Annotated in this window: 6 protein-coding genes; all 6 read right to left on the bottom strand. The window is 62.0% G+C overall.

Annotated elements, in window-relative coordinates:
• Nucleotides 1–149 precede the first annotated feature (149 nt).
• Nucleotides 150–1,700 (bottom strand): glucoamylase family protein, encoded by a 1,551-nt coding sequence (locus D0550_RS26045; RefSeq protein ID WP_116812117.1) that lies wholly within the window; start codon nt 1,698–1,700, stop codon nt 150–152.
• A 35-nt stretch (nt 1,701–1,735) separates the two neighbouring features.
• Nucleotides 1,736–4,630: a TonB-dependent receptor gene (locus tag D0550_RS26040; RefSeq protein ID WP_116812116.1), complete on the bottom strand. Its 2,895-nt coding sequence runs from the start codon at nt 4,628–4,630 to the stop codon at nt 1,736–1,738.
• 210 nt (nt 4,631–4,840) lie between these two features.
• Complete coding sequence (locus tag D0550_RS26035) at nt 4,841–8,467, bottom strand: hydantoinase B/oxoprolinase family protein (RefSeq protein ID WP_116812115.1); 3,627 nt, start codon at nt 8,465–8,467, stop codon at nt 4,841–4,843.
• Nucleotides 8,468–8,482: 15 nt separating this feature from the next.
• Entirely contained in the window at nt 8,483–9,700 is a 1,218-nt protein-coding gene (locus D0550_RS26030) for a dipeptidase (protein WP_241520930.1), read from the bottom strand.
• Nucleotides 9,701–9,718: 18 nt separating this feature from the next.
• A complete protein-coding gene (locus D0550_RS26025) occupies nt 9,719–11,668 on the bottom strand; it encodes a diguanylate cyclase (RefSeq protein ID WP_153067350.1) in 1,950 nt (649 codons plus the stop codon).
• Between the two features lie 149 nt (nt 11,669–11,817).
• Nucleotides 11,818–14,661 carry a hypothetical protein gene (locus D0550_RS26020; protein ID WP_116812126.1) on the bottom strand — a complete coding sequence of 948 codons (2,844 nt, stop codon included), beginning with the start codon at nt 14,659–14,661 and terminating at the stop codon, nt 11,818–11,820.
• Nucleotides 14,662–14,819: the final 158 nt, after the last annotated feature.

Raw genomic sequence — 14,819 nt, 5'->3', positions numbered from 1 at the left:
GCAGCGTCAGATGTGTATAAGAGACAGATGTCACCTTCACGGCCTGCGCCCCAGAACGTTATCTCCTTGCGATGGCTCGAGCGGCCGCAGCCAGCCAGTGCCAGCGCCAACGCCGGGAGAAGCGTGGCGAATCGCCTCGCGACGAAATTTCAAGCCCTGCGACGAAACTGGCCCTCGAAATTGCCATGACTCAACGAAAACTGGGTTCGTGAAGGCGCGGGCTGATCGAGCCAACCGCCCGTAAATCCTGCCCGCTGCAATCCCCGCCGTATGTGCGGATTGTTCCGCATGATGCTCCAGATCAAGCCGCTGCGATAGTTCTCGATCATGGCGACGATGGGCCCCTGGTCGATGCCCAGGTAGTCGTCCGCGACCCAACCGATGCCCTCGATGATCCTGCCATGGCGCAGCGGCACATCGGTGAACGTGAAACTCGGGTTCACCGAATCCAGGAAACCGTACTTCTGATACAGGTGCTCACCGAAACGCGCACGGAACGCACGGATTGCCGGGATCGCGATCTCCGGTGCGAAGGCAATCGAACCGATCGACGCCGTCGGTGCGATCGTGCCGTCGTCGACGACATGAGGCGACGCGGTGGCGCGAGCCGCATACGTGAAGAAGCCGCGCTCCTCGTCGTCAAAGATCTGCACCGTATCCGCCGGCCCATCGCAGGCCGTCAGGCCCCAGATCTCGCTGTCGTAACCCCGCCAGCGCATCGGATTCTGCCGCGCGTACTCGCGTTGAGCATACGAAGCGCGCCGGCTGTTCTCGAAATAGTCGTAACCCTTCTCGCGATTCCACGCGTCCATGATGCCGCGGAAGTCGATCCACACGTGCGAATACTGGTGGCCAAATTGCGGGCCGAACGACAGGAATTCCTGCCCCTCAAACTTGCCGTACGTGTCCTTGTACGTGCGCGTCCATTCCGTCCACGCCTCCGGCTCGATGGGATACGTGGGCGAACCGAGCGCGAGGATGTACATCAACATGGCTTCGTTGTAGCCGCGCCAGTCGAAACGTATGAAGCCGCTCTCGGGGCGCCAACCAAGCGCAATGGTCGGTGGCCGGTTCTGGGCCCACTGCCAATCGACGCGAGAGTAGATCTTCTCCGCCAGATCGCGAATCTCACGCTCGGAGCTGGTGTCCCGATCGAAATAGCTTTGCGACAACAGCACGCCACCGAGCAGCAGCGCAGTATCGACGGTCGACAGCTCCGTTGTGCCGAAGCGCTGGCCGTTGTGCATGTGAACGAAGTGATAGAAGAAGCCCTTGTAGCCGCCCATGCCGGCTTCATCCGGCCCCTGCGGCATGGACTCGAGGAATCGCAGGGTGCGTAGCGTCCGCAACCGCGCTTGCGAACGCGACACGAAGCCTCGGTCCGCGCCCACCACGTAAGCCGTGAGCGCGAAGCCCACCGCCGCCGTGCTCGCGAAGGACGGCGATGGGAAGCGATCAGGCGCGAGACCGTTTTGCTTGTTGGTCGTGTCCCAGAAAAAGCGGAAGGTGCGGCGTTGCAGGTTGTTGATCACCGGATCGCCATCGCGCTCCGGATCGAACACTCGCGAGCGTTCCACCACGACGCCAGGCACCTTCGGTTTGGTCGGCTTCTGCTCCGCGGCGCCGGCGACGCCTACGAACAGTACCGCCGCAACGAGCCAACACAGCCGTGGCCAGGTGAAGGAGTCATGCAACCTCATCGTGTACTAATGCCATGGTGTACCTGGATGGAGACCTAGAAACTATACGTCATACCGACCTGGAATCGACGTCCGGGTTCAATCAGTTCTGTCGGTTTGCCGAAGGCCTCGTTGACTTGACCGCCGAACGGGATGTTGCCGTTGTACGAGCGCGGGTCGTAATTCTCGTGGTCGAACACGTTGAACACCTCGCCGACCAGGCTCAAAGCCTGCGATTCGCCGAATGTGAAGCTCTTTTCCAGCCGGAAATCCAGGCTGCGATAGGCCCACGCGTCCACTCCCGGAATCAGGAACGAGTGCTTCGCCGGCCGACCCGTATAGTAACGATATTGGATCTCGCCGGGGCCGGTGCCCTGCGATTGATCCGTGATCGTGTAACCCGTGCCCGAACCCAGCGTCAACGTCGAGGAGAACTTCACGTCCCACGGCAGCGCGATGAGACCGGTCATCACGATGCGGTGCCGCTCATCACCGCTGGTAGGATGACGCGGATAGTCGGAGACTCGCGGGTAGTCGAGACTGAACAGATCGCCGCCCGTTTCTTCCGCCTCGCTGTAGGTGTACGCGAGTGTCATACCCCACGGGGAGGCTTCGCTGTACGCCTTTTCCAGGGTCACGTACACGCCGTTGTACCAGGTCTGCTTGGCATCGCTGGACACCAGAATGTTGCCGAAGCCGCCGGGGACCGGCGCGCAGCAGCCTTCATCGGGCAGCGGACCGTTCAAGCCATCGGGATTGCGGTTGCCGAAGATGTATGTGAAGCCGTGACGACTGCGATTGCGCGCGAACGTAAGCGACGTGAGCCAGTCGTCGCCGAGGCGCTGGCGCACACCGAAGCTGGCTTGAATCGTCTCCGGAATACGCGTCTTGCTGTCGATCAGGAAGATCTCCGGATTCGGCGCGACGCCCGACGCGATCAACGAATTCAGACCTGCTACGCTCAGATATGCGTCGTTCCACACGATGGTGGGCTGACCGTTGCGCGGCAAACCGTCCGATGAGAACTGGAATTTGCGCACGCCCCACTGCAGCCGGAAGCGCTCGTCGAGAATCTCGTTGTACAACACGCGATCGAAGTAGCGACCGACGCCGCCGAAGATCACCGTGCGGTTGTTGTCGAACATGTCGAACGAAAAACCCAGACGCGGCTGAATCAGATCGGTCGGGCTGTCACGATCGCTGCCATCGGTGAAGTAACGATCCGGCACGTACTGCGAGGCCGCCTGCCGAATCGCCTCCGGGGTTACATAGTCCTTGCCGAGCAGATCGGTGTCATAGTCCCAGCGCACGCCCAGATTCAACGTGAGCTTGGCTGTGACCTCCCAGTCGTCCTGAATGTACAGACCATACTGCGTGGTCTTGCCGGACAGATCCGGATTGCCCGTGCCGTACTCCGCTTCCGCCGGGAACTCGAAATTGCCGATCTCGGGACGGAAGCGGAAGATCGGATTGGAGTTCTGGAATTTCTGCACGTTGTAGTCGACCTTGCTGATACGCAGGCCGGTCTTCACCGAGTGGCCGCCCAGCCAGTCGAACTCGGTGAACGTGAGATCGTCCTTGAACGTCAACACTTCCTGACCGATGCTCTGCTTGGTCGAGCCGCCGCCGATGCGAATCAGGCCAACGTACTCGCGACCGACCAGATCGTAGTTGACCGGCGTCGGATGCCACTCGTACTTCATGTACAGCAGCGTCGCCTCATTGGTGAAGCTCTCGGCATCGTACGTGTGGCCGAACTTGATGGTGCGCACCTCGTTCTGGATGTTGTTGGCGGCCTCGTAGCTGTTCTGGCCGCTGAAGTCCTTGATGTCGGACTCATCGCGCAGGCTGAACGACAGATCCATCGTCTGGTTGTAAGTCGGCTGGAAGTCGAGCTTGCCGAAGAACAGATCTTCGCGGAACGGCTGCACGAACGAGCCTTCATACTGACCGAAGATCGGCGCGGCCGCGGGATTGCCCAGTGTCACGCGCTCGGCGCGATCCTGGTCGTTGCCCTCGTACGCGACGAAGAAATGCAGCTTGTCCTGGATGATGGGGCCGCCGAACGACATACCGTACTGTTTGCGCTCGTACTGCGCCCTGGGCTCACCGGGACGCGCGAAATCGTCGCGGGCCACCAGGCTCTTGTCCTGGTAATAGATGAACGTGTCGCCGTGAAACTCGTTGGTGCCCGACTTCGTTCTAGCCGTGATGATGGCGCTCGAGGCCTGCTCGTATTCGGCCTTGAAGTTCTGCGTTATCACCCGGAATTCCTGCACGGCATTCTGCGGGAAGGGATTGCCGCGGCTCGAATCCTGACCGACCACGCCACCGTTGATCACCTGATTCTTGTAGCTGACACCGTCGATAAAGACGTTCACGGCGTTCGCGGTCAGCGCGCCGGCCTGGAAAGTTTTCTCCGTGTCGCGATCGTTGATGCGCACGCCGGGTGCGAGCGCGGCGAAGTTCAGGAAATTGCGATTGCCTTGCGGCAGCGATTCGATTTGCTCGACGCTGATATTGGTCGCAACCTCGGAGGTGCGCATCTCGACGAGCCGCTCGGCCGATACGATCACCTCGTCAGTAATCGCCACGGCTTCGGTCATGGCGTTCAGATCCAGATCGATGGTCTGACCGATCGACACGCGCACCGCGCGCGCCGTGGGTTGATAGCCGTCGCCTTGAATCCTCAGTTGATATGTCCCCGGCACCAGACCGATCAGCGCATACGAGCCGCCTTGCTGCGTGATCGCTTGTTTGGTGAAGCCCGTTTCCGAATTGGTGGCAATCACCTGCACGCCCGCCGGCACCGGGTTGCCGTTCGCCAACACCCGTCCGCGCACCACCGCGCTGGTGACTTGTGCTTCAACGATGCTCGGCGTGATGGCTGAACCCACCGCGATCACTGACAAGCCCAATGCTTGCAGGATCCCCCATCGCAACGTTTTCATAGATCTCGGTCCATTTGCCAGGAATGTTCTGCAACGAATCTGCGCCAAAAGAGTTCCGACGTGTTGTCGGAGTGCAACGCCTGAAGGATTTCAGAGGCGCGCGTTACCCGGCAGGAAAAAACTGCAATCGAAAGCTTTGTAACAATGCGGTGGATGTTATTGGCGACAACGCCGGCTATACCGACCGATGCATGAACGAGCGAGAAGCGCTCAGCCGAAGCCGCCGCCGCCGGGCGTCCGGATCACGAATACGTCGTCTTTATCGAGCCGCGCCGTATGCGTGGCACCGAAGTGCTCGACCGTGCCGTCGGCGCGCTCGATCCAGTTCTCGCCGACTTGCGCGGGCTGCCCGCCTTTCACGCCGAAGGGCGCGACGATGCGATGATTTGCGAGAATATTCGCCGTCATCGTTTTCAGAAAGCGCACGCGACGTTCGACGCCGTCACCGCCTTTGAAACGGCCGGCGCCGCCGGAGCCTCGCCTGATGCTGAATGCATCCAATCTCACGGGAAAGCGCCACTCCAGCACTTCGGGATCGGTGAGCCGCGAGTTCGTCATGTGGGTTTGAACCGCATCGGTGCCGTCAAAGTCCGGCCCGGCGCCTGAACCGCCCGCGATGGTTTCGTAGTACTGATGCTGGCCATCGCCGAAGGTGAAATTGTTCATCGTGCCCTGGCTCGCAGCCAGCACGCCGAGCGCGCCGTATAAACAATCGGTGACGACTTGCGAGGTCTCGACATTGCCGGCGACGACGGCGGCCGGCGCTTGCGGATTCAGCATGGAGCCGACTGGCACGATCAGGTTCAGCGGCTTCAGGCAGCCGGCATTCATCGGGATCTCATCGTCCACCAACGTTCGGAACACGTAGAGCACGGCGGCGCGTGTGACCGGTGCAGGTGCATTGAAGTTGTTCCGCTGTTGGGCGCTCGTGCCGGTGAAGTCGATGGTGGCCGAGCGCGACTGGCTGTCGATACGAATCGACACTTTGATACTGGCGCCATTGTCCATGGCATACGTGAACTCGCCGTCGTGAAGCGCGTCGATGACTCGCCGCACCGCTTCCTCGGCATTGTTCTGAACGTGCTGCATATAGGCTTGCACGACGGGCAAGCTGAAGTGCGCGACCATTGCTTCGAGCTCAGCGGCGCCCTTTTGACAAGCTGCGACTTGCGCGCGCAGATCTGCGAGATTCTGCTCGACGTTACGCGCTGGGTACTTGCCGGACGCCAGGAGCTTGCGCATCTCGTCTTCGAGGAACGCGCCGTTCGAAACGAGTTGCACGTTGTCGAGCAGCACGCCCTCCTCTTCGATGTTGGTCGAGTTCGCCGGCATCGAGCCGGGGGTCGAACCGCCGATGTCGGCATGATGGCCTCTTGCGGCGACGAAGAACGTTGGCTGCTGCGAGTCTTCGATGAAGACGGGCATGACGACGGTCACGTCTGGCAGATGCGTGCCACCGGCGTATGGCGCGTTGAGGACGAAAACGTCGCCTCGGCGCATCGTGGTGGCCCGGCGTCGCAGGATCTCTTGGACGGACTCGCCCATCGAGCCCAAGTGCACGGGCATGTGCGGGGCGTTCGCGATTAGATGGCCGGCTTCATCAAAGAGCGCACAGGAGAAGTCGAGTCGCTCTTTGATGTTCACGGAGGTCGCCGTGTTGGCGAGCGTGACGCCCATCTGCTCGGCGATAGCCATGAAGAGGTTGTTGAATACCTCGAGCAGAATGGGATCGGCTTGCGTGCCGATGGCGTGCTCACGACGCAGAGGCTGAGTTCGGCGCAGGACCAGATGATTTAGCGCCGTGACTTCGGCCTGCCAGCCCGGCTCGATCACAATGGTGGTGTTCCGCTCGCGAATGACCGCCGGACCGGGCAGCTTCGCGCCCGGCGGCAGAGAGGTGCGTTCGAAGAATGACGTTGGGTGCCAGGAGCCTTCGAAGTAAACCGGGCGCGAGTCGATAGGCGCAGGTAAAGCTGTGCTCTTCGGCTGCGCCGTGGCCTGAGAGAGGCTCTGGTGTGACGCTCCGATCGCTTCAACGCTGATCGATTCGATGACCAGCGCGCGGCCGGACATCAGGAACCCATAACGCTGCCGATATTCTTCGTAGAAGCGCGCGGCCAGCTGCGAACTCGGCCCGGGCGTCTGCGATAGCTGCAGCGTGCTGTCGGTACCTGCGTACTTGATTGCGAGCTTGCGCTCGACGCGAATGCGTTCCATCGGCACGCCCTGCGTCAGCAGGACCTCGCGGGCGGAAGACTCCAATGAGGCGAATGCAGGCTGCAGGTCGGCGAGTGCGTCATCGCCCAACTCCGCTTCGACGGCCTGCTGCTTCATCGCGGTCACATCAGCGAGCCCAATGCCGTAAGCGGACAACACGCCCGCCAGCGGATGGATGTAAACCGTCTGCATGCCCAGCGCATCAGCGACCAAACAGGCGTGCTGCCCAGCCGCACCGCCGAAGCACACGAGCGTGTACTCGGTAACATCGTGGCCCCGCTGCACGGAGATCTTCTTGATGGCGTTGGCCATGTTCTCGACGGCCACTCGAATGCAGCCGGCAGCGATGCTCTCTGGCGTGTGCGCGGTCGCGACTTGCTCGTCCGTGCCGACGGACGCAGCGACCTGCCCCGCCAACGCCGCAAACTTCTCTTTCACCGCCGCGGCATCCAGCGGCAAATCGCCGCCACTGCCAAACACCGCCGGGAAGAAATCCGCTTGAATCCTTCCCAGCAACACATTCGCATCCGTCACCGTAAGCGGCCCGCCGCGACGATACGCAGCCGGCCCGGGATCGGCGCCCGCCGACTCCGGTCCCACTCTCAATCTCACACCATCGAAGCGACAGATCGACCCACCACCCGCCGCGACTGTATGAATCTGCATGATCGGCGCTCGCAGCCGCACACCTGCGACCTCAGTATCGAACGCCCGCTCATACTCCCCCGCGTAATGAGCCACGTCCGTCGACGTGCCGCCCATGTCGAAGCCGATGATCTTTTCAAACCCTGCTTCACTGGCGGCGCGCGCAGCGCCAACGATGCCACCCGCCGGTCCCGACAAAATCGCATCCTTCCCTTGAAACTGATGCGCATCCGTCAGCCCGCCCGACGACTGCATGAACTGCAATCTGACACCCGGTAACTGCGACGCCACCTGCTCGACATACCGCCGCAACACCGGCGACAAGTAAGCATCCACAACGGTGGTGTCACCGCGCGACACCAGCTTCATCAACGGGCTGACTTCGTGCGAGACCGACACTTGCGAGAACCCAATCCGACGCGCGAGCTCGCCGAGCTGCCGCTCATGGTCGGGATAGCGATAGCCATGCATCAACACGACCGCGCAGCTGCGCACACCCCGAGCAAAGACATCGCGCAGCGACCGCTCAGCTGCCACAAGATCCAACGAACGGACGATGCCGCCATCGGCACCCACCCGCTCATCGACCTCCACAACCTCCTCATACAGCAACGAGGGCAACTCGATATGCCGTACGAACAGCTTGGGACGGTGCTGATACGCGATGCGTAACGCATCGGCGAAGCCACGCGTGATGAGCAACACGGTGCGATCGCCTTTGCGCTCCAAAAGCGCATTGGTCGCAACTGTCGTGCCCATCTTCACGGCGTCGATGCGCTCGGCGGGAATGGGCGCATCGGCAGCGAGCTGCAGCAGCTCGCGAATGCCCTGAACCGCAGCGTCACGATAACGCTGCGGGTTTTCAGAGAGCAGTTTGAGAGTTACGAGCTCGCCGTCCGCACGGCGGCCGATCACATCCGTGAACGTGCCGCCACGGTCGATCCAGAACTGCCAGCGCTCTTGGGTGCCACTCACATTCGTCTAAGCACTTTATTTCTTGCCGAGCTGACGTGACACGTCCTCGGCTTTGGCCAGGGCACGCAGCACGTTTTCACCGGCGAGCAGCGTCAGGTCCGCATCGCTCCAGCCGCGGCGAATCAGCTCGGCAAACAAGATGGGGTAACTGGACACATCTTCGAGTCCCACCGGCCAATCGGAATTGCCGTCGTAGTCGCCGCCCAGTCCGATGTGCTGCACGCCGGCGACCTTGCGGATATGCTCGATGTGATCGGCGACCTTGGCAACGCTGGTCTTGGGCAGCTGCAGCTTGCCCATGACCTCGTCGGCAATCCGCTCGGCCTCTTCCACCGACTTGCCCTGACTGCGACGGCCCACTTCGGCGATGGCGGGCATCTGAATCTTGGCGACTTCCGGATCGATGAACCCTGCCACGAACGTGACCATCACCACGCCGCCGTTTGCCGGCAAGCGCTTGAGAATACTGTCGGGCACGTTGCGCGGCACATCGCAGATAGCGCGCGCCGAAGAATGCGAGAAAATCACCGGCGCCTTCGAGACGCGCAGCGCATCGTCCATCGTGCCATCGGAGACGTGCGACAGATCGACCAGCATGCCGAGCTTGTTCATCTCCAGCACGACCTCCTCACCGAATTTGGTGAGACCGCCGTGCTCGGGCGGCTTGGCGGCCGAGTCGGCCCAATCCAGATTCACGTTGTGGGTGAGCGTCATGTAACGCACGCCGAGATCGTAGTACGCACGCAAGGCACCCAACGAATTCTCGATGGCGTGGCCGCCTTCCATGCCCATCAGCGAGGCGATGCGCCCCTGGCGATGCGCGGCGCGAACGTCAGCGACCGTGGTCGCGAACTGAAACTTGGGATAACGCTCGATCATGCGCCGGGCAATGTCGATCTGCTCCAGCTGCGTGCGCGCATAGCCGGTGCCGATCTCGCCAGGAATGTAGACCGACCAGAACTGCGCGCCGATGCCGCCCTTCTCCAGCCGTTTCAGATCGGTCTGGAACGGCACTGTGCCGTGCAGATCATAGGCAGCCACATTGCCGGGCGCTTTTTTGTCGGTGCGGATGGCCCACGGCAAATCGTTGTGGCCATCGATCAGAATCACTTTCTTGAGCAGCTGACGCGCGTGCGCGAGTGCCTGGTCCTCATCGGCATGGGCCGTGCTCAGCGCTGTGAATGCCACCAATCCACAGGCGGCCAGCAGGCCCCTTCGCAGTATCGTCATCATGTCCCCTAGGGTTGTGAGCTAAGCGAATCCCACTTGCGCCGGCTTCATCGGTGCCGACGCCTCACTCTCTTCCGCGGGCAGCTGCGCCTTCACGCAATTTCGTCCCGCACGTTTCGCGTCATACAACGCCGCGTCCGCCCGTTGCAACATGGTGCTGGACGTATCGCCGGTCGCCTTGGCCATGGTCAATCCGATGCTGACCGTAATGCGACGATCCTTCAACCATCGTCGCGTGTCGATACTCATCACGCCTTCACGGAAGCGCTCCGCCAGGCGATAGGCCTTGTCGAAGTCCGCCCCCGGAATAACCACCACGAACTCTTCACCGCCAAGACGGCCGATGAAGGCTGGCTCGTGCACGTCCTCGCGCAGCTCGCGGGCCACCGACTTCAACGCCTCGTCGCCTTCCGCATGGCCATGCTGATCGTTGATGCTCTTGAAGTGATCGATATCGATGATCAGCATCGCACAGCTGGGCGGATTCGGCTGCAGCAATAATGGCGCGAGTCGTGACAGCACGGCGCGACGATTCGGTACGCCGGTCAGCTCATCGGTCATCGCGAGCCGGTGCATGCGCCGGGTCGAACGCCATTGGTGCCAGGCCAGGGTTGCCAGCAGCACCGCCAGGATGACCGTCAAAACGATCACCGCTCGTTGCAGATTGCGCGCGCGCTGACCTTCCGCCAACGCCAGCTGGTTGGCGTTGTTCTCGCGCATCAGCAAGGCGTTCTCTTTTTCCTTGGCTGCGGTATCGAACTCCACCTTCAACGTCGCAAAACGCTGATCGACCTGATTGCGGAACATGCGCTCGGACGTTTCCTGCGCATTGAGCAGCTGAGCGTAACCTTCGCGCCAGTTGCCCATGTCCGAGAGCACCGCCGCCAGCTCGCCATAAGTCGCGCGCAGCTCATTGAGCGAATCAGCCTGACGGAACACTTTGAGTGCCGATTCGAGAGCTTCAGCGCTCGCTGTCAGCTGCCGCAGCCGATGCAGCGCCACGCCGCGCGCCAGCTGAATCTGCGCTTCCAAGCGTGCGTCCGGCGTCTGTCGCTGCAAAACCATCGCTTGTTCGAGAATCTGCAAAGCACCGTTCGGATCGCCTTTGGCATTTTTGACCGCAGCCAGACCCCGCAGCGCATACGCTTCACCGCGCGCGTAATTCAATTGACGGCTGATGTCGTAGGTCTCTTGAAACGCCGCTTGCGCCGCGTCCCACTCGCGCAGGTTTTCATGCGCCCGGCCGAGGTTGTGAAGCGTCACGCTCTGCTCGCGATACATCCCAGCGTCGCGCTGGGCTTTGAGTGCCTGGTCGTACATGTATCGCGCCTGGGCATAGTCACCCATGCGGTTATAAAGAATGGCGATGCCATTCATCGCGGTGAGCGAATGGTCGGGCAGCTGCAGATCGTCATATAAAGACTGGGCACGCTTCAGATCGGCGAGCCCGGTGGCGTATTGGCCCTGCAAGCCCAACAGATATCCGCGGGCGAACAATGAGGCCGCGAGCATCTCGTCATCATGAGCGCGGGTCGCGACGGCCACGGCCTGCTCGTACAGCTCGCGCGCCCGAGCGTTTTCACCGGCGGTCTCCAGGATGGTGCCTTCGCAATTGAGCACGCCCGCCTCCAGCCCCCGGCGCGTGGCCTGCGGCAGCAAGGCACGAGCCCGCGCAACTTCGGTTTCGGCCCCTGCCTTGTCCCGTTCCGAGAGGTGATCGCAAAGAAGTAAGCGGGCCCGGATCTCCAGGTCGGCGTTCGGCTGGTCGGCGAGCAGTTTCAGTGCGGCTTGCGCATCCCGAACGCTGTCTGCGGGCCGGCTGCGAACTGCGGCGGCAGCCTGATCGATGTAGCCCTGGGCGGGATGCAGTTGATTTGGGTGCGAGTCAGCCGCCCGCGCCGTCCCTGCCACAGTCAGAAATGCGGCGGCCACCAACAGGCACGCCAAGCGTGTGAGAGTGAGAAGTCGCAAGCCTTGATTCGTCGATTAGTCTGTAAGGCGAGCGATGATGGTATCGGCTTCCCCGCCCCGGAACCACCTCCACCCTCACAAGCGACAAAAGAAAAGCCCGTGCGCCAGTTCAGGGCGCACGGGCTGCCAGGATTACGTCGCTTCGGAGGCTATAAACCCAGACCGATGCGCCGGCCCGAGCCCGGCGGGACACAGGTATATGTCACCTCCTGCCCGGTCGTCGTCGCCAGTGCTCGCAGTGAGGCGTCGGTACGACGGGTGCCGTCTGCGGCCACGAAGTCGCCCGCCGCCGCGTCCAGCAGATAGCCCTTCAAGCTGCCGGTAAGCGCCACCTTGGCCACCAGGTCGCACTCCCTGGTCGCACCCCCCAACTCCTTCGAGACGAAGTTCGCTTTGGCCCGCTGAATGAGCAGATTGATACGCGGGTTCACGGCGCTGGCATTGCCGCTGGTGAGCGTGACCTGCTGACCCACGATGGGTGCGAGGTCGCTGTCGAAGGCGAGCATGAACTGCACCACGTCGCGACGAGTCGCGTCCGGATTGAGGATGGGGAAGCCGGCATTCAACTGCGGATTGAAGACCACCGCCGTGAAGAAGCGGAACAGTGTGTCGACCGAGCCGTCGTTCACGAAGCCGAAGCCGCGGATCTGGTCGCCCATGTTGCCGGTGTCCGGGGCGCCGAAGAAATTCACCCTGGGCGCGCCAAACATGCCGACCTTGGCGTACATGTTCCGCAGATGCGGGATCTTCACGATCTGGGTGATGCCTTCGAAGCTCGCCGACCCGCCAGTGCCAAAGTAACCCTGCGCCGGATCCAGACGGTGACAGCCTTCGCAGTTGAACGCGGTGTCGCCCGGAATCAATCCCCCCAGGATGGGAATCTCGATCCCGTCCGACGGCCGCGAGCCGACATAGAAGTTCTTGCCACGCTGCTGGGCGGCGTTGAGCGAATTGTCGAGCGCACGCACCGGATTCGGCGGCAGCTGCACCTTGAGCTGGAAGTTGGTGAAGCGCTGCATGTCCGCTGTGCTGGGGATGCCGTCGCGCCCCATCAATCCTTCGAACGCCACGATGAAGTTGTTGAACGACAGATTCGTATCGAGCGGATCGCTGCCGAAATGCCCCGTCGCCCGATCGCCGCGCCAATGCATGGCACCGGCATTACGCAGGCCGCGCAGGGTCTGCGTCGTCATCGGACCTTTCATCGGATGGAATTCCTCGACGTTATCGCTGCCGTTGATGGGCGTACGCACGCCGAACAGCGTCTTGCCGATCGCGATCTCCAGCGCGCTGGTGAGGTTCTTGGGCAAGGGATTGTGGGTGACCGGATCGTCCGGGTTGCCCAGATCCCACGCCAGATCGTCCATGTCCCCAAAGATGTGGCAGCTCGCGCACGACGCCTCACCATTCGCCGATAGCGTGGTTGCGTCATAGAGCATCGGTCGACCTTGCACGATCGCCGCCGGCTCGGGATTCGGCAATGTCACCGCTGCCACCTGAGCGCGGCTGGTGGTGTCGATGACTTTCACCGAGTTGTCGAAGCGCGTCGTTACGTACAACCGCCCTCGTGCCTCATCCAACACCAGCCCGCTCGGACCACCGCCACTCACATTGATGTAGTTGGCGCTCGCCGTGCGCGGGTTGAAGGTATCCGCCTCCAGCGCGGCGGTATTGAAAACACCGATACGGCTGGAGCCGAACGCCGCGACGTAGAGCGTCTGGCCATTGCTGGTCACCGCCATCTCGAGCGGCGTCGACAAGCTGTGATTGCGCGCGGTCGGATCGAAGCCCGACTCGTTGGCGAGCTTGGTGTAGTCCAGATGTTTGTTCAGGTGCCGGGGGGTGACGGTCGAACCGGAGATCACGGTGATGCGCGTCTCGGCCAGATGACCTTGGACCGTCTGGCCGCCGAACTGGCCCGGCCCTTCGAAGCGCGTCAGATTGAACGCTTCGGTGTTGGAGACATACAGTTTGCCGGTCGCCGGATTGGCAACCATGTTGAACAGCGTCGTGCCGACGTGCGCATAGCTCGCCGTCTGCGACAGGGTGCGCGCGTCCACCGCGAACACATCGAGATCCGGCAAGCGGAACCGTACGGCGTTGTTCCAATTGCGGCCGAGCTCATCTTCCCAGCGGTTGGTCGTGTTGTTGAACTTCACGATCAGCCCGGTCTCAGGCGCGCGCTTGCCTTCGAAGTTCGTGCCCGGCCCGGGATTGCCGCCGGGCATGATGGACAGGTTATCGACGATGCACGGCAGGTTGGGCCGAAACCCGTCACACACCATGGGCTCCAGAATCGTCGTGGTCTGGTTGCCCGACTTGAACGCCGCGATGTACACCGTGTTCTTATCCGGGCTAACCGCCAGGGCGCGCGGAGTGTCGCTGAAGAAATTCAGGATTCGGACCGGCGTGCCACCGACAGTGTTGCCCAGACTGGTGGGATCGAACACCCACACGTCGTTACGGCCGACGCTCGCCGTGATCAGCTGCGGATCGCCCGCCCCCGGCACGCTGCTGATAGATGCATCGGTGCGCTGTTGTCCGCGATGCGCTGTCGTGATGAATGCCCTCACTGGCGAGCCCGCAAACACGATGTCTCGCGGCTCGTCACCCACGAGCAGCGTCCGTGTAACTCTGGGAGTGCCGCTCAGCGTGACGACACTGATGCTGTCGGAAAGATGATTGACGACCCAGACCTCGGAGTCATTTCGGGCCGCGACAGCCACCGGCTCCAGTCCCACCGGCACTCGCGCCCGCAAAGCCAACCCCGACAATGTGATGTCGAACACCTCGAGCGTGTTGTCCGGTGTGTTGGTGACGAACAATCGCGTGCGATCGGGCGACATGGCTATCGGTCGTACGTGTCCGGACTCGAACGCGATAAAGTTCGGCGCCTGGGCGTACGCGCCGAGACTCGCGAACAGTGTTGCGCAGAGTAGAACGAGCTGCACAAACGTACGCTCCCGCACGGCTGGCCCGTGATGGGAGCACATGGCTTTGCTGCACATGGCTGGTGACTCCCCCTCGATGACGTCCTGATGTGTTGGCCCGCTGCGGTCCAGCGGATGACGCCGATGCTAGGCAGTTGCATAATCGCTGCGCCCCCTTCGATCGGAGGGGCGGCGCCGATGTTTTCTGGTCAACATTTGGT

Source organism: Steroidobacter cummioxidans (assembly GCF_003104955.1).
The sequence above is the reverse complement of the archived record's forward strand: the minus strand, read 5'-3'. Positions and strand labels throughout refer to the sequence as shown.